At 36.3% G+C, this 24062-nt stretch carries 23 protein-coding genes; 9 read left to right on the top strand and 14 right to left on the bottom strand.

What is annotated here, in order from left to right:
• The 3 genes from uvrB to VUJ46_RS14475 form a co-directional block, all read right to left on the bottom strand.
• Window positions 1-1992: an excinuclease ABC subunit UvrB gene (uvrB, locus tag VUJ46_RS14485; RefSeq protein WP_326981454.1), complete on the bottom strand. Its 1992-nt coding sequence runs from the start codon at window positions 1990-1992 to the stop codon at window positions 1-3.
• A gap of 64 nt (window positions 1993-2056) precedes the next feature.
• Complete coding sequence (locus VUJ46_RS14480) at window positions 2057-3442, bottom strand: M56 family metallopeptidase (RefSeq protein WP_326981453.1); 1386 nt, start codon at window positions 3440-3442, stop codon at window positions 2057-2059.
• A 3-nt stretch (window positions 3443-3445) separates the two neighbouring features.
• On the bottom strand, window positions 3446-3817 hold the full coding sequence (locus VUJ46_RS14475) for a BlaI/MecI/CopY family transcriptional regulator (protein ID WP_326981452.1): 372 nt from the start codon (window positions 3815-3817) through the stop codon (window positions 3446-3448).
• Between the two features lie 109 nt (window positions 3818-3926).
• On the opposite strand from VUJ46_RS14475, the gene VUJ46_RS14470 reads away from it, so the two are divergent.
• Complete coding sequence (locus tag VUJ46_RS14470) at window positions 3927-5144, top strand: PQQ-dependent sugar dehydrogenase (RefSeq protein WP_326981451.1); 1218 nt, start codon at window positions 3927-3929, stop codon at window positions 5142-5144.
• Between the two features lie 170 nt (window positions 5145-5314).
• Here the strand turns inward: VUJ46_RS14470 and VUJ46_RS14465 are convergent, their stop codons facing one another.
• The 4 genes from VUJ46_RS14465 to VUJ46_RS14450 all read right to left on the bottom strand — a co-directional run bounded on the left by VUJ46_RS14465 (window position 5315) and on the right by VUJ46_RS14450 (window position 11038).
• Entirely contained in the window at window positions 5315-7750 is a 2436-nt protein-coding gene (locus VUJ46_RS14465; RefSeq protein WP_326981450.1) for a TonB-dependent receptor plug domain-containing protein, read from the bottom strand.
• 424 nt (window positions 7751-8174) lie between these two features.
• A complete protein-coding gene (locus VUJ46_RS14460; RefSeq protein WP_326981449.1) occupies window positions 8175-9551 on the bottom strand; it encodes a tryptophanase in 1377 nt (458 codons plus the stop codon).
• Window positions 9552-9812: 261 nt separating this feature from the next.
• On the bottom strand, window positions 9813-10430 hold the full coding sequence (locus VUJ46_RS14455) for a DUF502 domain-containing protein (RefSeq protein ID WP_267404833.1): 618 nt from the start codon (window positions 10428-10430) through the stop codon (window positions 9813-9815).
• 26 nt (window positions 10431-10456) lie between these two features.
• Window positions 10457-11038 carry a tRNA-(ms[2]io[6]A)-hydroxylase gene (locus tag VUJ46_RS14450; protein ID WP_326981448.1) on the bottom strand — a complete coding sequence of 194 codons (582 nt, stop codon included), beginning with the start codon at window positions 11036-11038 and terminating at the stop codon, window positions 10457-10459.
• A 129-nt stretch (window positions 11039-11167) separates the two neighbouring features.
• Here VUJ46_RS14450 and VUJ46_RS14445 point away from each other — a divergent pair, with 129 nt between their 5' ends.
• Complete coding sequence (locus VUJ46_RS14445) at window positions 11168-11824, top strand: porin (RefSeq protein WP_326981447.1); 657 nt, start codon at window positions 11168-11170, stop codon at window positions 11822-11824.
• Window positions 11825-11952: 128 nt separating this feature from the next.
• Complete coding sequence (locus tag VUJ46_RS14440) at window positions 11953-12354, top strand: hypothetical protein (RefSeq protein ID WP_326981446.1); 402 nt, start codon at window positions 11953-11955, stop codon at window positions 12352-12354.
• A 2-nt stretch (window positions 12355-12356) separates the two neighbouring features.
• On the opposite strand, the gene VUJ46_RS14435 is transcribed toward VUJ46_RS14440, so the two are convergent.
• From VUJ46_RS14435 to VUJ46_RS14420, 4 genes are all read right to left on the bottom strand, one after another.
• Complete coding sequence (locus VUJ46_RS14435) at window positions 12357-13454, bottom strand: acyltransferase family protein (protein WP_326981445.1); 1098 nt, start codon at window positions 13452-13454, stop codon at window positions 12357-12359.
• A gap of 1115 nt (window positions 13455-14569) precedes the next feature.
• On the bottom strand, window positions 14570-14857 hold the full coding sequence (locus tag VUJ46_RS14430) for a hypothetical protein (RefSeq protein WP_326981444.1): 288 nt from the start codon (window positions 14855-14857) through the stop codon (window positions 14570-14572).
• A 401-nt stretch (window positions 14858-15258) separates the two neighbouring features.
• Window positions 15259-16506 carry a peptidase T gene (gene pepT / locus VUJ46_RS14425; protein WP_326981443.1) on the bottom strand — a complete coding sequence of 416 codons (1248 nt, stop codon included), beginning with the start codon at window positions 16504-16506 and terminating at the stop codon, window positions 15259-15261.
• Window positions 16507-16617: 111 nt separating this feature from the next.
• Entirely contained in the window at window positions 16618-16839 is a 222-nt protein-coding gene (locus VUJ46_RS14420; RefSeq protein WP_326981442.1) for a hypothetical protein, read from the bottom strand.
• 320 nt (window positions 16840-17159) lie between these two features.
• Here VUJ46_RS14420 and VUJ46_RS14415 point away from each other — a divergent pair, with 320 nt between their 5' ends.
• The 3 genes from VUJ46_RS14415 to VUJ46_RS14405 all read left to right on the top strand — a co-directional run bounded on the left by VUJ46_RS14415 (window position 17160) and on the right by VUJ46_RS14405 (window position 19421).
• Entirely contained in the window at window positions 17160-18008 is an 849-nt protein-coding gene (locus tag VUJ46_RS14415) for a hydroxymethylglutaryl-CoA lyase (RefSeq protein WP_326981441.1), read from the top strand.
• A gap of 29 nt (window positions 18009-18037) precedes the next feature.
• Window positions 18038-18439 (top strand): OsmC family protein, encoded by a 402-nt coding sequence (locus VUJ46_RS14410; protein WP_326981440.1) that lies wholly within the window; start codon window positions 18038-18040, stop codon window positions 18437-18439.
• A gap of 145 nt (window positions 18440-18584) precedes the next feature.
• Window positions 18585-19421 carry a sulfurtransferase gene (locus VUJ46_RS14405; protein ID WP_326981439.1) on the top strand — a complete coding sequence of 279 codons (837 nt, stop codon included), beginning with the start codon at window positions 18585-18587 and terminating at the stop codon, window positions 19419-19421.
• A 59-nt stretch (window positions 19422-19480) separates the two neighbouring features.
• Here VUJ46_RS14405 and VUJ46_RS14400 read toward each other — a convergent pair whose 3' ends face one another.
• From VUJ46_RS14400 to VUJ46_RS14390, 3 genes are all read right to left on the bottom strand, one after another.
• Window positions 19481-19807 (bottom strand): SUF system Fe-S cluster assembly protein, encoded by a 327-nt coding sequence (locus VUJ46_RS14400; RefSeq protein ID WP_267403437.1) that lies wholly within the window; start codon window positions 19805-19807, stop codon window positions 19481-19483.
• Window positions 19808-19810: 3 nt separating this feature from the next.
• Complete coding sequence (locus VUJ46_RS14395; protein WP_326981438.1) at window positions 19811-20515, bottom strand: 3'-5' exonuclease; 705 nt, start codon at window positions 20513-20515, stop codon at window positions 19811-19813.
• A gap of 107 nt (window positions 20516-20622) precedes the next feature.
• Window positions 20623-20970 carry a tRNA-binding protein gene (locus tag VUJ46_RS14390; protein ID WP_326981437.1) on the bottom strand — a complete coding sequence of 116 codons (348 nt, stop codon included), beginning with the start codon at window positions 20968-20970 and terminating at the stop codon, window positions 20623-20625.
• A gap of 351 nt (window positions 20971-21321) precedes the next feature.
• On the opposite strand from VUJ46_RS14390, the gene VUJ46_RS14385 reads away from it, so the two are divergent.
• The 3 genes from VUJ46_RS14385 (at window position 21322) to VUJ46_RS14375 (ending at window position 23949) form a co-directional block, all read left to right on the top strand.
• A complete protein-coding gene (locus tag VUJ46_RS14385; protein WP_326981436.1) occupies window positions 21322-21897 on the top strand; it encodes a DUF4840 domain-containing protein in 576 nt (191 codons plus the stop codon).
• Between the two features lie 107 nt (window positions 21898-22004).
• Window positions 22005-22571 carry an RNA polymerase sigma factor gene (locus tag VUJ46_RS14380; protein ID WP_326981435.1) on the top strand — a complete coding sequence of 189 codons (567 nt, stop codon included), beginning with the start codon at window positions 22005-22007 and terminating at the stop codon, window positions 22569-22571.
• Window positions 22564-23949 carry an outer membrane beta-barrel protein gene (locus VUJ46_RS14375; RefSeq protein ID WP_326981434.1) on the top strand — a complete coding sequence of 462 codons (1386 nt, stop codon included), beginning with the start codon at window positions 22564-22566 and terminating at the stop codon, window positions 23947-23949. The genes VUJ46_RS14380 and VUJ46_RS14375 overlap by 8 nt, the downstream gene beginning before the upstream one ends.
• Window positions 23950-24062: the final 113 nt, after the last annotated feature.

Genomic DNA, 24062 nt, shown 5'->3' with positions numbered 1-24062 from the left:
TTAACTTTTCAGTGCCTCAATTTCATCTCTCAGTTTAGCAGCTTTAATGAAATCCAGATTTTTTGCCGCCGCTTCCATTTGTTTTTGCTTTTCCACAATCATTTTTTCAATGTCTTCTGTGGCATAGGTGGCTTTTGTTTCTGCAACCTGCTGTAAAATTTGTTTCTGAGTATATTTTTCATCAGGAAAATCTTTACTTCTTCCGACTAAGTTTTCAGATATTTTTTTATTTAAGGCCATAGGAACTTTGCCATGGTCTTCATTGTATTTCATCTGTTTTGCCCTACGATATTCTGTTTCATCAATCGTTGCCTGCATAGATTTAGTCATTTTATCAGCATACAGAATCGCTTTTCCATTTAAGTTTCTTGCTGCACGACCAACTGTCTGAATCATTGATCTTCTGCTTCTTAGCATTCCCTCTTTATCGGCATCCAAAATGGCAACCAGAGAAACTTCCGGTAAATCGAGACCTTCTCTCAACAAGTTTACCCCAATCAGAACATCGAACAATCCCACACGCAGATCCTGCATGATCTGGATACGCTCCAACGTTTCAACATCCGAGTGAATGTATCTTGTTCTGATTCCGAATTTTGTAAAATATTTGGTCAGCTCTTCCGCCATTTTCTTCGTTAAAGTGGTCACCAATACCCTTTCGTCAGCATCCGATCTTTTCTGAATTTCTTCCATCAGATCATCAATTTGATTCAATGAAGGCCTGATTTCAATGATTGGATCTAAAAGCCCGGTAGGACGAATGATCTGTTCAACATAGTCACCTCCAGTTTTTTCCATTTCATAGTCGGCAGGGGTTGCAGAAACATAGATGACTTGATTCTGAAGATCCTCAAATTCATTGAATTTTAAAGGCCTGTTGTCCATCGCGGCAGGAAGTCTGAAGCCGTATTCTACCAATGCTTCTTTTCTGCTTCTGTCTCCTCCGTACATCGCGTGAACCTGAGGAACGGTTACGTGGCTCTCATCAATCACCATTAAAAAATCTTTCGGGAAATAGTCTAAAAGGCAGAAAGATCGGGATCCGGGTAGTCTTCCATCCAAATATCGTGAGTAATTTTCAATTCCAGAGCAATATCCCAATTCTTTAATCATTTCTAGGTCGAGCTCTGTTCGTTCCTGTAATCTTTTAGCTTCTAAAGGTTTGCCTATTTCACTGAAAAAATCAACCTGATTTACCAAATCATCCTGAATATCTTTAATCGCATTATTCAAAGTCTCTTTGGAAGTTACAAAAAGATTCGCTGGATAAATTTGAATATGATCAAAAGATCCCGTTACATTTCCTGAAACCGGATCAAAGGTTTGGATTTTTTCAATTTCATCCCCAAAAAACTGAATTCGGACGGCATTGTCGGCGTACGCAGGAAATACATCGATTACATCTCCTTTCACACGAAATGTTCCTCTTTGGAATTCATTTAAGGTTCTGGAATACAGTGCGCTTACTAAAGAATGGAGGAGTGCCGTGCGTGTCACTTTCTCACCAATAGCAAGGGAGATTAAGGATTTATGAAACTCTGTAGGATTTCCGATACCGTAAATACAGGAAACTGAGGCAACGATCAATACATCTCTTCTTCCTGATAACAAACTTGCGGTTGCAGATAGACGGAGCTTTTCTACTTCTTCGTTGATGCTCAGGTCTTTTTCAATATAAGTTCCTGTGGTCGCAATATAGGCTTCCGGCTGGTAATAGTCGTAGTAACTGACAAAATATTCTACGGCATTATCCGGAAAAAATTCTTTAAACTCCATGAAAAGCTGAGCCGCCAGGGTTTTGTTATGTGCCAAAACCAATGTTGGACGCTGAACGTTGTTAACAACATTAGCGACGGTAAATGTTTTTCCGGAACCCGTTACCCCCAATAAAGTCTGGTATTTTTCACCAATTTCGATTCCCTCGGTAAGTTTTTTTATGGCTTGTGGCTGATCGCCGGTCGGTTGATATTCTGATTGAAGTTTAAAATCCATATATCAAATTTATGAAATAAAAAAGAGTCCTGAATCGGACTCTTGTTAAATTTATTCATAAAAACTAATGAAAGGTCATGGTTAAAGGAAGCCTTAAGGTATAGCGAACCGCAACACCGTCTTTTGTTGCCGGCTGCCATTTGATGCCTTCATTTGCCTTTATAAAGGCTGCTTTTGCTTCGTTGTTAAAGATTTCATTATCTCCTGTCACCATTAAATGTTCAACTGTTCCTTCTTCGTTAATAACATATTCAATGTCTGTTCTCAGGGTTGCTTTGCTTGATCCAAGTTTTGAACCATCAAAAGTATTTGCAACTTTAGATCTTAGCTGATTCATTCCGCCGGGATAAACAGGATTAATAATATTCTCTGTGTCTGCTGTTGCAATTTCCTGCTTAGGCAGAGTGGTTTCTTGTGAAGAACTTTTGCTTTTGGGACGAATTGTATCTGCAATCATTTTTTCGTCATTTGTGTTGTTTACCATCTTGTTTTCAAGCAGTTCTTTGGTGTCGCCAACAATTTGCTGAAATGCTGTTGGCTGTTGTGTTTTTTCAGGCTCCGTTTTTTGAATAATGGATTCATGATTAGGTTTGGGATCATTGGCGTATATTTTTTGCACAAATAATCCGAAAGCCACGATTAACATAGGAATGCTAATGACTTTTTTGAAACCCGTTAGTTTTGATTTTTTTCTGTTCATCATAATAAATCGTTTTTTGGTGTTGTTAAAATTAAATGTATGCGTAAGGTTATAGTTTTGTCCGGAAATAATTTCGTCTAAAATCAGCTCCTGATATTCTTTTATATTAAAATCGTTTTTCAAAACAGCTTCATCCGCCAAAAATTCGTGATTGGTAATAATTGCTTTTTTGAAGAAATAAAAAGCAGGATTACACCACATTATCACTTTTAGAAACTCAATAAAAAGAAGATCAACACTGTGTTTTTGTTCTAAATGACTCTTTTCATGAAGAAACACTCTCGAATCTATCGTATTGTCGACCAGATAATTTTCACTTAAATAAATTGTTTTCCAAAATGTAAAAGGTGAAAGTTGATCTTTGGTCACTATTACCTGATGGTTATGATAAAGTATTTTTTTCCCTTTTATTCTTTTTATAATTAAGATTGAATTCAATGCTTTTAGTAAAAAGATGAAGGTTACTAATCCATAAATAATCCACATGAAATTTATCCAGTTGAAATTTTCCTCTTTTTGACTTAAATCTAAAACCTGCTGAGTTGCATTTTCAAAAAAAATTCTTGAATTACCGGTAGGTTTCGGACTTTCTGTTTTAATGGATATCAACGGTGCAAGACAGGAAAATATCAATGCTGAGATCAGGAAAAACCGATTAAACTGATACATTTTCTCTTTTTCCAGAAAGGCATAATATAATGCGATGAGCAATGAGGAGCAGAGAATTATTTTAATAAGAATTAAAATCATGGTTTATTCTTTTATCTGTTCATCAATAATTTCACGAAGTTCTTTCAGTTGCTTTTGAGATAGTTTAGCATTGGATGTAAAAAAAGAGGCAAACTGTGCTACTGAACTGTTGAAAAAACGGTCAATCATAGAAGTCATTTCTTCCTTGAAATATTCGCCTTTGGCTACTTTTGCAAAGTATTCGCGGGAATTTCCATACAATTTATAACCTACCAAATCTTTATTCTGCATGCGTTTCAGGAGCGTGGCGATGGTTGTGGTGGCAGGTTTGGGCTCAGGATAAGATTCCAGAATATCTTTCATGAAAACCTTTTCTTTTTCCCAGATAATTTCCATGACCATTTTTTCAGAATCTGTGAGTTTTATTTCTTTCATGCTCTACGTTTTGTTATTCGTTTCTACAAATGTAGAATAAAAATTTGAACCCGCAAATTTTATGGCATTATTTTTCCATTCCATTATAAAATCACCAAATTGCACTTCTATGAAATTCAATACTTTTTACATTTCAGCTTTCAGTTTATTCTTAATTCTTTCATCTTGCCAAAAAAATACGGCTCATGCGCAAGTGGGTAAAGATGGAAGCGTGGAAACAGAAAAACCAAACTCTCCTGAATACAAACCTGCTTTTGCCGGACAGACAAGAATTAAAGCAGTAAAAACAACAACAGCTTACAATGTTGAAATTTTAAATAAAGATTTAGGTAGGCCTTGGGGAATCATCAATTTACCGGACGGAAAGTTTTTAATTACCGATAAAAGAGGTCACATGAATGTGGTTTCTGCAGACGGAAAACAAGTTTCAAAAATAGAAGGCTTCCCGAAAGTGGATTCGAAAGGCCAGGGAGGAATGCTGGATGTTGCCTTAGATCCGGATTTTAAATCCAATAATATTATTTATTTCAGCTTTTCTGAACCTTACGAAAAAGGAAATCATACGGCTGTTGCCAAAGCAAAGCTTTCTGCCGACTTAAAAAATATTTCTGAAGTCAACGTGATTTTCAGAGCAACCCCGACTTATGATGGCGACAAACATTACGGAAGTCGACTGGCTTTTGATAAAGACGGTAATTTATTCGTGAGCACCGGAGAGAGATCCGATAAACAGACAAGGGTATATGCTCAAAAAACAGATAATTATTTAGGGAAAATTTTAAAAATTACTAAAGACGGAAAGCCGGCTCCCGGAAATCCTTTTATTGGAAAGGCAGGATTTAAGCCTGAAATTTATGCTTATGGCATCAGAAATCCTCAAGGTTTGGCGATTGATCCCAACGGTACGCTTTGGGATGTGGAAATGGGCCCGCGGGGAGGAGATGAAATTAATCTTATTCAAGCCGGAAAAAATTACGGTTGGGGTGATGTAACTTATGGAATTGAATATTCAGGAGATAAAATAAATAACGGAACCACTCAAAAAGAAGGCACAGAACAGCCTGTCTACTACTGGGATCCGGTAATTTCTCCAAGCGGAGTTACCTTCTACACCGGAAATATGGAGGAATGGAAAGGTAATTTAATGATTGGTTGCCTGAGTGGCGAGCACATCAACAGGATTGTAATGAAAGATAATAGAGTGGTAGGAGAGGAACGGCTTCTGGCAGACCAGAAAGAAAGATTCCGCGATGTTCTGAATGGAAGCGACGGAAATTTGTATGCTGTGACGGACAGCGGAAAACTGTATAAAATATCGAAAAAATAGTCTTTTATATTAGAATCGGGCTCAAGACATTGTTTTGAGCCCGATTCGCTTTTCAATAGTAAGGAAGTTACTTCATCAGAAAAATTTATCTTTTAATTCTATGCTCCTTAAAATTAGAATTGAAAAATGTAAAAATCTTTGCGTCAAAAAAATTTGAGGAGTTTGCATTTTTAGAATCTAAAATTAAATCTTGCAAAAGCCTGTCTTCCTGCAAATCCCATTTGTACAGGGTCGAAAATACCTCCGGCTTCGGTATTCCCATCGGATACGGCAGATTTTTGTAAAGTCGGATATCGGTTGAAGATGTTTTTACTTCCAATCGTTAAGGTAACACTTTTTGAAAATTCATAACCGAAAGAAAGGTCTGTCGTTACTTTCGGACTGTAATTCTGGTAATCATCGGCGCCGTTGTAGCCAATTAAAGTAAGTCGGTCGAATCTTACCAATTGTAGGTTGGCATTGAATTTACTGATCTTATAGTTTACATTTAAATTGATCTTGGTTTTTGGTGCTGAAGCTAAGATGAAAGCCCTTTCCCGAGGACTCAGATAGACGTCTTCTTTTCCTTTCAGCCTTTCAGAAGTATTGACTTTGGTAATTTCCATTTCATTATAATTTCCGGCCAGAGTGGTGGTTAATTTTCCTTTTCCGATATTCTGATTATAACTTAAAATAATATCAACTCCTTTTGTTTTGGTGTCAATAGCATTGGTGAAAAACTGCGCCTGATCGATATGATTATCAATTAAAATCTGTCCGATGGCATCGTCATCCTGTGAGAAATTTCCTGTTAAGACGATTCTGTCTTTCACTTTAATATAATATCCATCAATGGTAGCTGTAAATTTTCCTGTATTAAAAGTAAATCCGGCACTTCCATTAAGAGAAGTCTCCTGTTTCAGTTGAGGAATGCCCACTGCTTTTGCCAAATCACTGTCATTGGAAGCCAGCTGAATGGTAACCAGATTTCCTGCCTGAAAATTGGTAAACTGCAGACTGTAATATTTCTGAGCCAGAGAAGGCGCACGGAACCCTGTAGAAACAGAACCCCGGAAAGCTAACTGAGGCGTTATTTTATATCTTGTGGCAAATTTACCGTTCATGGTACTTCCGAAATCATTATAATTTTCGAATCTTCCGGCAATGCTGATCATCCAGTTTTTGGTAATATCGAGTTCGGTATCAATATAAGCCGCAAAATTATTTCTGCTTTTGTTGACTCCCTGAGAATATCCCGGAAATCCCTGAGATCCGCCCGGCCGTATTTCTCCGCTTAAAGGATTGGTCACCAGTAAATTCTGATTGGTATTCGCCGTTACAAGATTTCCATTGATATCATACATCGCGTAAGAAGCTTCTTCTCCTTTAATAATGTCGAATTTTTCATATCTGAATTCGGATCCGAAAGCAATATTTAAACCTTCCAATACTTTGAACTGTTTTGAAGCATTAAAACCTGTGGTATTTTGCAATAAAGAATGGCCTCCCGCATTGAAGCTTGTCGGAGAATTGATACCCAATGTTGCATTAATGGTATTGTCTATCTGGTAGGTAAACCTATTATTTCCGAAAGCGTTGTAAAAATCGACATCCCAATCTGCCACTTTGAATTTTAAACCATTATCAAACGTAAAATCGGTAATGCTGGTGTCTTGTAGCGGGTTGAAACCATTGGGGTAAACCTGAGGAATATTTCCGTCTGCATCAGCACTTCTCGTCCACGCATAAGCGTCTGTATTTCTTTGAGAAAATCCTTGTCTTGAATAAAACTTTATCTGATCGGATAACGGAACTTCAATATTTCCGAAGAAATAAAAATTCTGAGATTTTGCATCTCCAAATCTCTGTCTTGGAGCCTCATATTTTTCAGGATTGGCATTTCGGATAGCGAATTCTTTATTAATGAATTCGGCGGTAAAGTTTCCAAAACCTCCTTGAGAACCTATTTTAGTTCCGTAATTTCCGTAAAAATCAAAAGTATTTCCGTCTATTTTTCGGTCTGAAACCACATCATGGTCTCCGGGGCTTTTAAATAAATTAACTCCGTAAAAAGCATTTCCTTCAAAGCCGTGATTACGGTCGTTTAAAATTACATTAATAACGCCGGCAATGGCGTCTGAACCATATTGTGCCGATGCGCCGTCACGAAGAACTTCAACTCTTTTTATGGCACCAATCGGGATGGTGTTCATGTCCGAACCGGTATTGCCACGGCCTTTTGTTCCGAACAGATTAATTAATGAAGATTGGTGATACCTTTTTCCATTTAATAACAGCAAGGTCTGATCCGGACCTAAACCTCTCAACGTGGCGGGATCTACCGCGTCCGCACCATCGGAACCGGATTGTTTATTGGAATTGAAAGAAGGGGCCGCAAATTGTAAAAGCTGGTTGACTTCCACCTGACCGGTCGACTGACTGACCTGCTTGATATCGATGACATCAATCGGGACGGGAGTATCCACAACGGTTCTTTTCTTATTTCGGCTTCCTGTAATGGACACTTCTTCAATTTTGGCTTCTTTAGAAATCGTATCGTTGATCTGCTGTGAATATAAAATGGAGGAAGTGCCAAGAAAAATAATGCTCAGGTATTTAATTTTCATATTAATCGGTTTGTAAATTGATGGATTAATCAAAAATATTAAATTTTGTTTTTAAATAATCAATAAAATTGACTTTTATTTAATAAATAATATGATAATTAGATGTAGGGCATAGTTTTATTTAAAATTTAAATTGAATCATTAAGTCTTGAATAAAATTTTAATTAATAATCCTTGTCAAGGTTTTAAACCTTGACAAGGTTCCAAGGATTCTGGTCGGTTTCTTCGATTGTGAAGGTCTGAAATTCTTAGCCCTGATTGCAACGGCATCCTTTTTCTGAAATGGCTTGAAAAAAGCGCTGGCGAAAAAGATACAGTGGAAAGCAGGAAACAGCTCCTGAAAAATGTAAAAGGCCATTCATCGATTATCGAAAATGTTTATAAAAAAAGGATCCAAAAATTAATTTGAATCCTTTTGTTTGTTTTATGCTTCTTCCAGCTGAACCGTGAAGTGTCTCAATAAATCCGGTTCCCATGTGATTTTATAGCCTTTCGCAATTTCCTCACGTCTTTCGTAAACGTTTTTGATGGCTGCTGCAATATAATCCATGTGGTTGTTGGTGTAGGTTCTTCTTGGAATCGCCAAACGTACCAATTCCAACTTAGGATAACGGTTTTCTCTCGTTTCAGGGTCTCTGTCGGCCAATAAAGTTCCGATTTCCACCGTTCTGATTCCAGCTTCTTTGTAGATCTCAAGACCTAAAGTCTGCGCAGGAAATTCTGAACGGTCAACTTTTGGTAAGAAATTCAGGGAATCGATGAAAACAGCGTGTCCTCCGATAGGTTTCTGAACCGGAATTCCGTATTCAATTAATTTATGACCTAAATATTCAACCTGAGAAATTCTGCTTTCCAGATAAGCGAAGTCAGTCGCTTCATCAAGACCAACCGCCAAAGCAGCCATGTCTCTTCCGGCCATACCTCCGTAAGTAATGAAACCTTCGTAGATAATGGTGAAATTAGATGCCTTTCTGAAAACTTCCTCGCTATTCAAAGCGATGAAACCACCGATATTTACCAGTCCGTCCTTTTTAGAGCTCATCGTCATCCCGTCTCCGTAAGAGAAAATTTCTTTACAGATATCTTTAATGCTTCTGTTTTCCTGTCCGGCTTCTCTTTTTTTGATGAAATACGCATTTTCAGCGAATCTTGCAGAGTCGAAAAATACAGGAACTCCGTATTTATTAGATAATTCTCTTACCGCTTTCATGTTTTCCAAAGAAACAGGCTGTCCTCCTGAAGAGTTGCAGGTAATCGTAATCAAGCAAAAAGGGATGCTTTCTTTTGGATGACTTTTATAAACTTCCTCTAATTTTTCAAGGTTGATGTTTCCTTTGAAAGGGTGAAGATCATTGATGTCAAAAGCTTCATCGATGGTACAGTCGATGGCGTGTGCTTTTCTGAACTCAATATGACCTTTTGTCGTGTCGAAGTGAGAGTTCCCCGGAACTACGTCACCTTCTTTAACCAATACTGAAAATAATACGTTTTCAGCAGCTCTTCCCTGGTGAGTTGGTAATAAATATTTGAAACCTGTGATTTTCTCAACGGTATTTTGTAACTGTTCGAATGAACGAGATCCAGCGTAGCTTTCATCTCCCATCATCAAGGCTCCCCATTGTCTGTCGGACATGGCACCGGTTCCGGAATCGGTTAAAAGGTCGATGAAAACCTGTGAAGATTTTAGATTAAATAAATTATAGTTCGCTTGTTTTAGCCATTCTTCTCTTTGTTCTCTTGTAGACTGGTGGATTTCTTCCACCATTTTAATACGGAAAGGTTCCGCGTACGGTAAATTCATGATATTTTTTTTAGATTGTTTAAAGAAAACTTAATTTGAAATACATTCAAATTTCATCAAGTATTTTTAAAAGGAATAATGTAATGCGTGATAATGCTTTATTTTAACCACAAAAGTTGTAACAGGTAAATAGTTCATTAAAAGGGCACAAAAAGTAAATGTATATTTTCGAATACGCTTTTATGAGCGTTTAAACTTACTTACATGTTCTAATAGTCTTTTGTTTATTTTGCGGTGAATAAGAATCAGGCAGTTAAAGAATTACTCAGGTGCCTTAAAAATATTATCGTCTGAATGGAAGCCTGCTACACCACCACTCACAGCAAATTTCATTGCTGAAGCTGCGGTCATTCCCACTACAGGTTTGATGTTTTTTTCTTCAGTTACAATCACCCAGCCAGAAATTGCATAAGAATGAGGAAGATAAACAGCCACATAATTGTGCTTATCAACATCTGCCATTTCTTTCTGAGTTAAAAATCCAATTCTCCAGATCTCCGGATTTTCATTCGTCTTTACCCAAACCGGATCATTGAATTTTTTCTTATCGCCGACAAAGGAAGACATGACGTCTTTTGTCGGGGTGTAAATATGTTTTACACCGGGAGTTTTTTCGAGCAAACGATCCATAGAATCGAAAAAGAATTTTCCGACTACAAATTTGTTTCCTAAAAACCCTAAAATTGCCGTTATTAAAATCGTAGAAATAAAAACCAGCCCCGGAATTTCCTTTGCCACCGAAGGAATGATGTTGTCGATAGAAGTGACAACATAATAAATGACAAAAATGGTTAACCCGATGGGGCCAATAATTACCAGGCCCTGAAAGAAATTTTTCAGAAAGAAGTTGGCAATATTTTCAAAAGTCAGTTTTTTCACTGCGATTTTATCTGTTATTTTTTATTTTATCCGTGGATAGATTCCCCTTTTCCGTAAGACTGAATAATTTTTGCTTCATATTCCAGCCATTCTTCCCAACGTTTATTCACTTGTTCTTCGTCTCCAAGCTGTCTTGCAAAACTGATGAAAGTGGTGTAATGATTGGCTTCTGAGATCATCAGCTCCCTGTAAAAGGTCTTCAGTTCTTCGTCTTTAATATTTTCGGTTAAAACTTTAAATCTTTCACAGCTTCTTGCTTCAATCATTGCTGCGAAAAGCATTTTGTCGATAATCAAAGTATCCCTGTTGCCCCCTTTTTGGATGAAATTGACAAGCTCGTTTACGTAATCATCTTTTCGGGTACGTCCGAAAGTATAGCCTCTTTTCTTGATGATCTCGTGCACCTGCTGAAAGTGTTCCAATTCTTCCTGGGCAATCAGTAAAAGTTCGGTCACGATTTCCGGATATTCAGGTAGCATGGTGATGAGCCCGATAGCGTTTGTAGCGGCTTTCTGTTCGCACCACGCATGATCCGTTAAAATTTCCTGAAGATTTCCTTCTGCAATATTGGCCCACCTTGGATCAGTAGGAAGTTTCAACTTGAACATTTTATAAAATTTTTGTAAATTTAAAACAAATTAGACATATTTTGTACTTCTGATGATACAGAATTTATTTTCTGTTGTTTTTTGTATAATCAGAACGCTACTTTCTTTAATTAAAAACTAATATCCTTAATGATGATGAACAGATCACTCTATTTCTTAGCATCATACGTTTTATTTTTTAGTTTTTTTACTATTTCGGTATGTGGGCAGCAGGTAAACGATTCTCTCGAGGTTTTGTTGAAGCCTTACGGAAGTCTGCGCGGAAATATGGCTTTTTTTGATGATAAAATGGAGCTACAGGAAAATGCGTCGAGAATCGGGGTGGAGCTGAAAATAAAAAAGGGTGAGCTAAGCTTTATCGCAGGTGGAGAAGTACAGCTGAATATGTTTCGAGGCAGCACCTCGTTTAATGTTGATGGAAATCTTTCCAGAGGATTTGTTACCGTGGAATCTACGCAAGACAGACAGGTATTTGGAAACAGACTGGGATATCTGGGAATTGATTTCGGAAGATTTGGAGTTGTCACCATTGGAAAGCAGTGGAGTGTTTACAGAGATGTGACCGCCTATACAGATCGGTTTAACGTATTCGGCGCGCGAGCCTCTGCTACTTTTATCGGAGGTACGGATGGAGGAGAAACCGGAACAGGGCGTGCGGATCAGTCTCGAATTTACAGAAATCGAATGGGAAATTTTTACGTTGGAGGTCAAATTCAGGCGAGGGGAGGTAATAATGATCATTTCATCGATGGATTTGGGGCTTCTCTTCAGTACGAATTATTATAGGGGCTGCTTTCAATAGGGCATTTTTAAGTGAAAAACTGGTTAACAACGGTGCTACTATAGGAATCAGTGGACAGCCCACTTATTTTTCTATCGGTGCAAAATATACCGGGAAAATCTTTGACCTCAGTGTGTTGGGGGTTTTAAAGAAAAACGGTGATTTTTCGCCTAGTTCCTATGTTGATCCAAGCTTCGGAATAATTGTGTCCACTATGGTTTTTGATGCCAAAGGAGTTGAATTGTCGGGAAAGTATAAGTTTCAGAAATTTTCTGTGCTGGCAGGTTATAACCTCTATATTCCGGATCTTCATAAAAATGAAAATACTTCTACACCTTACCGTTTAGATCCTGGATTTAAAAGGAGTGACATTATCCTAGGTCTCAGTTACCATCCGTTCAGGTTTGCTCAAATGTATAGTGAGCAGAGGATTTCCATGGGAAAAAATTCTCTTGGAGAAAGGGAAAAAAGTGTTTTTACATTAGGACTTCGGATTGATATTTCACATCCTTTCAATAAAAAATTCGATCTGTAAGTTTAGGATTGGTTATTAGCGGTTTTTTTTCTTAAAAACTCAAGAATATTCCAGCCCAGATCATCAATTTTCTTCAATACGGATGAAATAACGAAGGCTAAAAGGATATTAATGATATAAATTAAAACCATCAAAAGCCACCAAGGCATATGTTCTTTCAGAGGAACCACCAGAAAATAGACTAAAGAAGAACTTATTCCCTGTGCAAAATAGAAAAAGATGGCATTTTTACCGATGTAGGTGACGAAGTTATCTTTGGTGATCTTTAATCGGTTGTAAAAAACAAATAAAGTAACCAGTGAAAATAAGGTCCATATAATATAAGGGATCTTCGGCGGAAATTTATTTTTATTGATTTTAAAGAAAATTTCACTGCCATAATACCAGAACATCCAGATTAAAGCTGCTGCCACAATTCCATATAAAACGGGAATTATTTTCTTCGGGATTTTTTTACCTCTCATTCTGTTCGCAATCAGGAAAATGGCCAGGTAAAATGAAACGTATCCCACTTGTCCTGTCGGATAGATTTCAGGAAAAAGATTAAATACCAAGGTTAAAGCAACACAAATTCCAATGAGCCAATTGATATGTTTCGGGAAGAATCTTAAAATTAAAACGCCGAAAACAGTCAGGATAAAATAGACTTTTAAATACCAAAAACTTCCCATCACGACCGGAAAGGTGTCTGCATTGGTGTATTGATGAAGATACCAGTTTCCGAGATTTTGCCATTGTGGGACAGCTGAAATGCTCGTTGTCGCATATTTTGACCCGAATGTGGAATAAAAGTTTTGCAGCCATTCTAAAGAAAAAAAACTGAGTCCAAAAACCTTAAAGAAATAATCTAAAAAGAATAAAAATGTCACAAAGATCATGAAGGTGATCTGTAATTTTAATAGTCTGTAGAAGGTTTTTTCAATATTTGACCCTGAGGTGATGCCACTTAATGCATAAAATAAAGCCACATCAAAGACTAAAGAAAAGACCCTGACTTCAGCGGGAATATAAAACTGTCCCGACCAGAAAGCGGTATGGATGAATATAATGGAAAGCGTTGCCAGTCCTTTTGCAAAGTCAATATAGAGATCTCTGTTCATTATTCGGAATATGCTTCAAAAGTAAGAAATTTTAAATAGGCTAAAAATGAATTTCATTTCGACTCTTCAGCAGAATCTTTTCCCGATGAATTTTGTCAGCCTATGTAATGATAGATTCGAAAGACAGGAAATTTTGTCATTTTAAGTGTTCCCTTCAGCGCGCCCTGATCATAATTATTGAAATAATAAAAATAAGCGAATTCGCTCCATCCATTGCTTTTTTTAATGAAAGGAGATGCTATTGCATAAATTGGTAAGTTGATCACTGAGGTAGGTTGATAATGTTCTGATTTGCAGTGTTTTTTTTGTGCTATTCGGAAAGCGGTATTTTGAATCCAGACCCTTATTTTGGCGCCATATTTGAATAATGATGACCTAATTATAAAATGAAGAACTATTCAGATAATGGTTTTTCTTTTACAATTAATAAAAAACACACATTTACGTATGAAAGATAAAATTATGGTCAGTTGTGTATGGATGTTGATAATAGTAATAGGAATTAGATTCTTAATTTTTCTCACCCATGTAGCCAAAAGCATCGTATTGTATATTTTTAACTAGGAGAAAAAAACAGTCAAAATATTTTTATGGGGCGCACAAAATGACCGGGATCTAGCAAAAAAATCAGTGCCAAAACACAGGTCGTCAAATCATGGATCAGTTTCAAAACTTGGGGAGAAATTCTTTAGATATTTTTTTGCCACGAATGCGCGAATATTTTTATTTCCCACGGATAGCACAGATTTACCACGGATGATATCGTTGATTTTCTTTGTTTAACCTTTGCGGTCTTTTATAGGTAGAACGGTTTGGTGAGACTTAAAACGGGAATTGTCAAAAAACTTGGGTTGGCTTCGTGTTCAATATGTAAAGTGTAAGGAAAAGAATCTGCATCATTTGCAAAATCTGCGAGAGCAAAAAATTTCATCTTACATGATCTGAACTTTTTTGCCTAGTCCCCAACTTTTGTACTTGATCCCAAATCATCCTGAATCCTCGGTTACTCATGCTGCAAAGAAAATAATAAAAAATCCGAAGAAAATATTCCTTCGGATCTGCCTATTTATTTTGTTATGAGGGTGAATGCTGATGCAGACAGCTCATTACAGGGATTAGTCTTTCTTAATATCAGCTTTGGCATCGTGATAGGTCTTATCTACCGCGTCTGTGCCTTTTTTGGCTGTTTTTTTTGTCCATTTCACAGCATCTTTAACTCCTTTTTTTGTCGCATCATATCCTTTTTCTGCGGTTTTACCGGTCCATTCTGCACCGTCTTTAACAGCTGTTTCAACTTTTCCGGCATCTTTCTTTATTTCTTGTTTTGCCGGTTCTTTTTTTTGTGCTGATATGCCGATTCCAAATAAAAGAATTACTGCTGCTGAATATAATCTCTTTTTCATTTTTAAATTTTTTATTTTTAAAAGTTTTCAAAAATCAGACCATTCATTTTTCTTAATAGGGTTAGGTTTTTAATGTTTTGATTATTAGTGATATATTCGTTTTTTTTGTTGGGTGGAAGCGGGCTGAAAAAAGGAAGGGAAAAATTGATAGCCTACCTGGTTTATATTATTGAAAAAGTTTCTTACCCCGAACTCAGATTGGAATGGAGTGGGTTATATAAGCAAAAAAACTGCCCAATAGAGGCAGTCTTTTGTTTATACCATTTTATCTTTGAAATTTCCATTAATTTATTTAACCTTTTCAGGGTTATAACCTCATTGGATAATTATACATCGGATTTCACCCGATGTAACCCTTACGGTAAATTCAAAAAGAAAACAGTGTTATATGAAATGAGCGATTACACTTTAGCAATATTCAAAATTACCTCCATTGCCTTTTCCATACTTTCCAATGCCACATATTCGTAAGGTCCGTGGAAATTAATTCCTCCTGCAAAAATATTAGGACAAGGAAGACCCATATAAGACAATTGTGCCCCATCCGTTCCTCCTCTGATCGCTTTAATTTTGGGCTCAATTCCTGCTTCTTTCATAGCGGCAGCAGCCAGATCTACGATATGCATTTTTCCTTCAAATTGCTGTTTCATATTTCGGTATTGCTCTTTAATCTCAATTTCAGCAACTCCTTCGCCGTGTTTCTGATTAAATTCAGCAATTTTTTCTTCCATGAATTTCTTTCTTGCCTCGAATTTTTCAGCATCGTGATCACGGATGATGTATTGTAATTTAGCCTCAGAAATATCAGCATTCAAATCCATTAAATGATAGAATCCCTCAAATCCTTTCGTTGTAGCCGGAGTTTCGTTTGCCGGAAGAGATTGTGCAAATTCAGAAGCTAAAAGAACTGCATTAACCATTTTTCCGTACGCATAACCTGGATGAACACTCAATCCGTGGATTTTTACGACTGCTCCAGCCGCGTTGAAGTTTTCATATTCCAATTCTCCAACTTCACCGCCATCCATTGTATAGGCGAACTCAGCTCCGAATTTTGCTACATCAAATTTATGGGCTCCTCTTCCGATTTCTTCGTCAGGGGTAAATCCTACAGCAATTCTTCCATGCTTAATTTCAGGATGAGCAATCAGATATTCTGCAGCCGTTACGATTTCTGCGCAACCTGCCTTATCATCAGCTCCAAGAAGCGTAGTTCCGTCTGTTGTAATTAAAGTCTGACCAATATATTTCTTTAAACTTTCAAATTTTGAAGGAGATAAGGTAAAACCTGTCGACTGATTTAAAAGTAAATCATTTCCGTCATAATTTTCCCAAACCTGTGGCTTTACATTTTCACCACTAAAGTCTGGTGAAGTATCATAATGTGAAATAAATCCAATGGTCGGTTGATCATCATTTTCAAGGTTTGACGGTACATAACCCATGATATAACCATTTTCGTCAATCGATACATTCTCAAGACCGATCGTTTTCAATTCTTCTGTGATATAATTGGCGATATCCCACTGTCTCTCTGTAGAAGGGGTTGACTCGCTTTCGGCATCACTGGTTGAATAGATTTTTACATAACTAAGAAAACGGTTCAGTAACTTTTCTTTCCACAATTGGTTGAATTCTATTGCACTCATTATTAGATTAAATTTCCAGCAAAGTTAGCAAATTTGATGCGGAGAATAATTGATTTATCCTTGAATTAAATCATTAATCATAATTCATTGAAAATCAAAATCAAGTAAATATTAAACTGCGTAAGCCGCTTTATTCTGAAAAACAGTCATTCCTTCTATTTTGTTGGTAAACGTGTTGTAAACAATCTCTACAGTAAAACATGAAATTTCATAAAGAACATATTTCAGTGTATTTACTGTTCTTTCGTTCATCACCCGCCCGTTGGTCATCACCATATTACATTGAGATTGCTGATCCGGCAAATTTTTGAAGTCGTAGTAAGAAATATTCATAGTAATTAATTTTATTGGTAATGAAGCATATACAATTTGTTTACCAATTTGAATAAAAAATATACCACATTTTTATTTTTCCTTTATTAAAAGGTGTTAAAGGTGATGAAATTTAATATTAAATTTTTGAATCAGGTTATGATTTAATTTTTAATGAAAAAGAAATTGATAAAAAGCACTTCAAGTATTCGTTATTTAATATTTATTATTGAAATTTTAAATTGAATATAATCCTTTGAAAATCAAAATAATGTTAGATTTGTAAATATCATATTCCAAATTGTTTAGTTTTATTATATTTGAGAAAATCTAAAAGTAAAATGTTTCTTACTGAATGTCCGCGTGATGCAATGCAGGGTTGGGGAGAATTTATTCCCACTGATAAAAAAATAGATTATATCAACTCTTTGATGGATGTTGGTTTTGATGTATTAGATTGTCTGAGTTTTGTATCTCCAAAAGCAATTCCGCAAATGGCAGACTCTGATGAGGTTGCCGAAAATATCGATAAATCCCGCTCCAAAACTAAGGTTTCTGCGATTGTTGCCAATTACAGAGGTGCCGAAAAAGCATTGAAGCATCAATCGGTGGATATTATCGGGTTTCCGTTTTCTATTTCTGAAACTTTTCAGCATAGAAATACCAATAAAAACCAAGAGGAGGCTTTTGAAGAAATCATCAGAATGCTGGAATTGGTAAAAAGTGAAAACCGACAATTAAACATCTATTTCTCCATGGCTTTCGGTAATCCTTATGGCGAAATGTGGAAATGGGAAGATGTAGATTTCTGGGCACAGCGTTTTTCAGAAATTGGAGTTAAAGATGTTTTACTATCTGATACAACGGGAGTTGCGACACCACAATCAATCTCTCTTTTATTTGAAAAGATACCTTCAAAATATGCTGAAATTAATTTCGGAGCACATTTTCATAACCGTTACGAAGATTCTTATTCGAAGTTAAAAGCGGCTTACGACCAAGGTTGTACAAGGTTCGATAGCGCGATCAAAGGAATTGGAGGTTGCCCGATGGCGAAAGATGATTTGGTTGGAAATATGCCGACAGAGCAGGTCATCAACTTTATGAGCGTAGAAAAAGCAGACCACAAACTGAAACTGCTAAACTTCGAAAGCTCTTATAACAAAGCGAAAGATATTTTTCATTTTTGAGACATTGTCTCTCTTAATTTTTAATAATTATGACTTCAAAAATTACATATATTGGAGATTTAAGATGTTCAGCGGAACATTTACAATCAGGAACCATTATTGAAAGTGATGCTCCAACTGATAATCATGGAAAAGGAGAAAAATTTTCTCCTACAGACTTATGCGCAACTTCTTTAGCCGAATGTGCGCTTACCACGATTGCCATTTTAGGCAAAGAAAAAAATATTAACATTGATGGAGCTTACTGTAATCTTCAAAAAATTATGAAAGGTGAGCCAAGAAGAATTGGTGAAATTGTATGCAATTTTGTATTTTCAGATTCATATTCGGATAAAGAAAAAGAATTTATCGAAGAAACTGCGCATAATTGTCCGGTAGCGAAAAGTCTTCATCCTGATTTGTTACAAACCATGATTTTTATTTATCAATAAAATATTTTTTAAACCTTAGAATTTTTCTGAGGTTTTATATTTTCGAATAAATATCAATGAGCGGGCTTTAGCCCGCTTTATTCTTCAAAATATAAAATGGCTTTAGCCAAAACTTATAATTAAACCAACTCAAAAAATCAATAAAATGTCACCCATAATCTCACCCTCCGAATTAAAAAATCTTTCGACAGAAAATCTAATCATCTTAGACGCGAGAGTAGGAAAAGAAGTTCACCATAACTATTTAAGTAAGCACATTAAAGGTGCAAAATTTATTGATCTGGATAAAAATTTAGCTGAAATTGGTGAAAATGCCGCTTTTGGAGGAAGACATCCGCTTCCGAGCATTGAAAAATTTGCAGAAACACTTTCTAATCTTGGAATTTCAGAGGATTCTCACATCGTTGTTTATGATGATAAAAACGGATCAAATGCTGCGGCAAGAGTTTGGTGGATGTTGAAATCTTTTGGTTTTAATAATGTACAGGTTTTGGATGGTGGATTTCAAAATGCTGAAAAACAAGGTTTAGAATTTTCTTCTGGTGAAGAAAATTTTGAAAAAGCAGAATTAATTAAAAAAGTAAACTGGCTTCTTCCAACTTCAACGTTGGAAACTGTTGAAAATGAATTAACAAACCATTCTTCAACGGTAATCGATGTAAGAGATGCTTATCGTTATAACGGAGAATCTGAGCCAATCGATTTGGTTGCCGGACATATTCCCGGAGCGATTAATATTCCTTTCTCTGAAAATTTAGATGAAAATGGTAATTTCCTGAAACCTGAAGCTTTTAAAGAAAAATATTCAAAATTATTAGCGGATAAACCTCAGAATTTAATTATTCATTGCGGTTCTGGCGTGACTGCCTGCCATACCATTTTAGCATTATATTATGCAGGTTTTGATATCCCTGGCTTATATGTAGGCTCCTGGAGCGAATGGAGCCGAAGGGATGGAAAAGAAATGGCGCGAGAAATTTAATTTTTCACCAAATAAAAGGCTGTCAACGGGTGTGACAGCCTGATTTATTTTATCGAATATTAAAGCATTCCCAGCTCAAACTTCGCTTCTTCACTCATCATATCTTTATGCCAGCTAGGCTCGAAAGTAAGCTCTAAATCTACACTTTTCACGTTTTCTACCTCTGCCACCTTATCTTTTACTTCCTGGGGAAGCGTTTCTGCTACTGGGCAGTTGGGCGTTGTCAGTGTCATGATGATTTTAACATCCGCATCGTCGGAAATCTGTACGTCGTAAACCAAACCCAGTTCGTAGATATCTACCGGAATTTCAGGGTCATATACGGTTTTTAGGACACCGATGATTTCCTCACCAATGTCAGCGATCTGATCGTCTGTAAATTTCATTTTTTAATCTAAATTGATGTACCTTTTCAACAAATCTTCCTGACGCATACGCCGGAAAACATTTGCCAAAGTTAAGACATCTTTTTCACAATAGTCAACTATTCTTTGCAAGTCTTTCTCTATGTAGTAGATTGATGAAACCATTGAGCCGTCGATATCGTCTTTCGGGGTAGGGATGCCGAAAAGATGGGCGAGTAATTCAAGGGATGCAAAACTTTTATAATCCCCAAATTTCCAGAGTTCCATGGTATCGAGATGCGGGATTTCCCAAGGTTTTTTTCCAAACATCTGAAACGGTGCCGGAGGCATCATCCTATTAATTAAAAATCTTCGGGCAATCCATGGAAAATCAAACTCCTTTCCGTTATGCGCACAAAGAATAACATCACGAAGCCGCGTGCTGTTAAAAATTTCACCAAAATCCATCAACAGCTTTTTCTCATCATGATGAGCGAAACTTTTAATTTTCAGGGTATCATTTTTTTCGAGCATCCCGATGGTGATGCAGACGATCTTTCCAAATTCTGCCATGATTCCGGCTCTCTCGGGATAAAACTCTTCTGCGGAGTAATCATCTTTTCGCTGAAATTTGGTTTTTTTATCCCAAAGCATTCGCTCTGTTTCTGTAAGGTCTTCCCAGTTTTCTGCGCCCGGAACCGTCTCAATATCAATGAATAAAATCTTTTCTATAGGAATGTTTTGTATCATTTGTTTTTTACTTTAAATTAAATATGACGGATTAAGATCAAACCTCATAGATTTCTAAAACCTATGAGGTTTAATTAAAATGAATGAGAATAAATATATTGAAAAATTTATCCAACCTGCATTCCATTTTTTGTTGGTAATGAAGGTGTTAAAAGCGTGACATCTTTTTTGTCTTCTCCATAAACTCCTAAAACCAAACATTCGCTGAAAAAATTAGCGATTTGTTTTTTAGGGAAATTGACGACAGCCATAATCTGTTTGCCAATCAATTCTTCCTTTTGATAAAGTGAAGTAATTTGTGCTGAGGATTTTCTGATCCCCAAATCTCCAAAGTCAATTTCCAACTGGTAGGATGGATTTCTCGCTTTTTCAAAATCGTTTACTGAAATGATGGTTCCGCATCGGATGTCTATTTTTTCAAAATCTGTCCATGAGATATCCGGTTTTATATTCATAATGTGTTGATTAGTTGCTCTGTTTTTGTTTTTTTTGTTCTGCCTGTTTTTCCTGTAGCCCGGATTTCTTTTGATTATTGTCAGTAAACAACGTTCTGTTTTTCCGCTCTTTTTTAACATTGGTATCGTTCACTACGGAATTCACTCAAACATAGGTTTTAACAAATGTATTGAAATAATAAAAAAGATGAAGCATTTTTTTATTTAGCTGTATTTTTTTATGCTTAAAATCAGTGGGTTATGAAATAATCGTTAAAAAATTAAAATTTGAACGCAAGATTTTACGAAAACCGGATTTATATAAGTGAGTACTCAATATAACAAAATGTATAATGAATTGAATTTGAAATAATGAAAAAATTAATAGTACTTACGGCTTTTGTAGCGGCTTTCGTTGCCTTTTTTGGAGTGTCTTTAATATCTTGTAATACGGATAGCTATGAAGCAATTCCTGTAAAAAAGGGAGATGAAAACGGAACATTCAGAACAAAATTGATTACGACACAGGGCAACAGCAGAACAGAGAAAATTATGGATTTTACGGTGAAAGATTCTGTAATTACTTACAAAGAATTTCCTATTAAAGAAATTGTAAGATCGGTAGTGAAAGATGCCGGTAAAGCGGATTCTGCGGTGGCAGCTATGGGTAAAATTGAATATAAGCTGAATTTTACCCCGAAATTAGTGCCTGAGCAAAATGTCATTGAATTTACTTTTGCGCCCAAAACATTAACACTTCAGATTCCGTTAAACGGACAGACAAAAAATACTGTTGTTACTTTCACAGCAGCAAACAAAGGATACTTCATTGGACAGGACTGGTCTCTTAGATTTGGTTTTGTAGCAGATAAAATTACAGTAGACGGTACGGATTTGACTCCTTATGAAAAAATAAAATATGATTTTCCATACAGTTTAAAGTATTAATTAATGTTTATAGCCCCAAATAGGTTGTGCTTTGTGAAAAGGCAACCTATTTTTGTATTTTTAAGTGAATAACAATCGTTAAATAAATAGTTTTCTGAACGTTATAGATGAACATCAGTAAAGAACAAAGTTTGGTAAACCGTCTGGCAAAAAAGGACGAAACTGCCTGGAAAGAGCTGTTTGGAGCTTATTCGGGCAAGCTGACCTATGTTTGTTCGAGGTATATTATCGACCGTGAGGATGTGCATGACGTGCTTCAGAACAGTTTTATCAAAATGTTCAGATCTATTGATTCTTTTGAGTATCGCGGAGAGGGATCTCTTCATGCATGGACTAAAAGAATTGTGGTGAATGAATCTTTAAAACACATTAAACAAAATACAGAGAGTAAAAACTGGGCAGACGTAGATGAAATTCCGGATAGGGCTCACGAAGACGAACCCAATCTGGAAGAAGTACCTAAATCTGCGATGATGAATATGATTCGGGAGCTTCCGGATGGCTATCGTACAGTTTTTAATCTTTTTGTGTTTGAAGGAAAAAGTCATAAAGAAATTGGGTCGACCCTGGGAATTGCCGAGAATTCTTCTGCTTCTCAATTTCACAGAGCAAGGGCAATGCTTGTTCAGAAAGTAAAAGATTATAAAATGTCAAAAAAGGCGCAATATGGATGATCAATGGTTAAATAACCTGCGCAATAGAATGGAAGATCACTCAGAGGATGTTCCGGAAGGGCTATGGGATGACATCAGCGATGAATTATTCCGTGGAGATGATGAAAATAAAGGTGCGGGATTAGCTTTGGGAAATGAAACGAAGGCACAGGAAAAAATAATCCCAATCAATTTTAAGACGAAAGTTTACCGTGTTGCGGGAGTTGCGGCGGCGATTGCTGTATTCTTTTTTGTGGCTAAAGAATTAGTAAATACCAATCATTCAGAACAAAACAAACTTATCCATCAAAATTCATATTCTAATCATAAAACAAAGTCTGGCGATCAAGTTTCTGAAAATCAATCAACTTCGAAAGTAAATGCAAATATAAAAACTGAAAGTGTATTTGATGTAAGTAATCAGTTGATTAGAAGTGTTTTAATTCAGAATTCAAAAAAAAGTAGCTTGGGTCAAAAATTGAGAGAAGAAGAAAACAACGACAAGATATTTTTTAAAGGTCAAAACGAGTTTAAAACGAAAGATTTATTCAATCAAAATCAAATAATTGCTCAGAAAAATGAAGAGGGGACTTCTAACAATAAAGAATCTTCTGAGGAAAAAGATGAATTTCAGGAACTTATTGCTGACCATCAAATACTTTCCGCCCCTTCAGCAATTGATAAAAAAAAGCTGAAAAAACAGCCCTCTAAAAAGTGGATGCTGAGTATGTTAACGGGGAATGCTTCTTCAGGTGCTGCAGAACAATTTCCGGGATATGCAACAGCCATGGGAAAACCGATGAGTGTAAGTGAGGTGTACCAGAGTGCAGAGGTAAATCCTTTCGTAGATGTCCTTATTGCGAATCAGAATAAAGAAGTTGACGCGAGAGTGAAACACAAGACTCCGGTGAGTTTCGGTTTGTCGATGTATTACAATATTGGGAAAAGATGGGGCATCGGAACGGGTATCAATTACACGAAATTATCTTCTGAAATTCATTCGGGAAGTGATGATAATTTTATTAAAACAGATCAGTCGGTTCATTACATCGGAGTACCAGTTCAGGTGAATTATAATGTAGTGAAAAAAGGTCGTTTTACAGGATATATAACCGCAGGAGCCCTGGCGGAAAAGGCCGTTTCAGGAAAGCAGAAAACACAGTATGTGGTAGATCACATAGTGAAAGAAGAGTTTACGGAAAAGGTAGAGGTAAAACCATTGCAGTTTTCGGTAAACACTGCGGTCGGAGTTCAGGTTAAAATCCTCAATAATATTGGCCTATATGCAGAGCCAGGGCTAGCGTACCATTTCAAAGATGATAGCCAGCTGAATACGATTTATAAAGAAAAACCATTGAATTTTAATATGAAATTCGGGATTAGGGTGCAGATTGATTAACGTTTAAGATGCTAATTAAATATTACAATTTTAGAAGGCTATATAATAGTCTTCCCACCAAATACGTCCCAATTTTCAAGATCAAAAAACTTAAAACAACCAATAAATATTTA

It is taken from the genome of Chryseobacterium sp. MYb264 (assembly GCF_035974275.1).
Taxonomy (GTDB): Bacteria; Bacteroidota; Bacteroidia; order Flavobacteriales; family Weeksellaceae; genus Chryseobacterium.
Note: the sequence above shows the minus strand (reverse complement) of the source record. Positions and strands in the feature narration are given on the sequence as shown.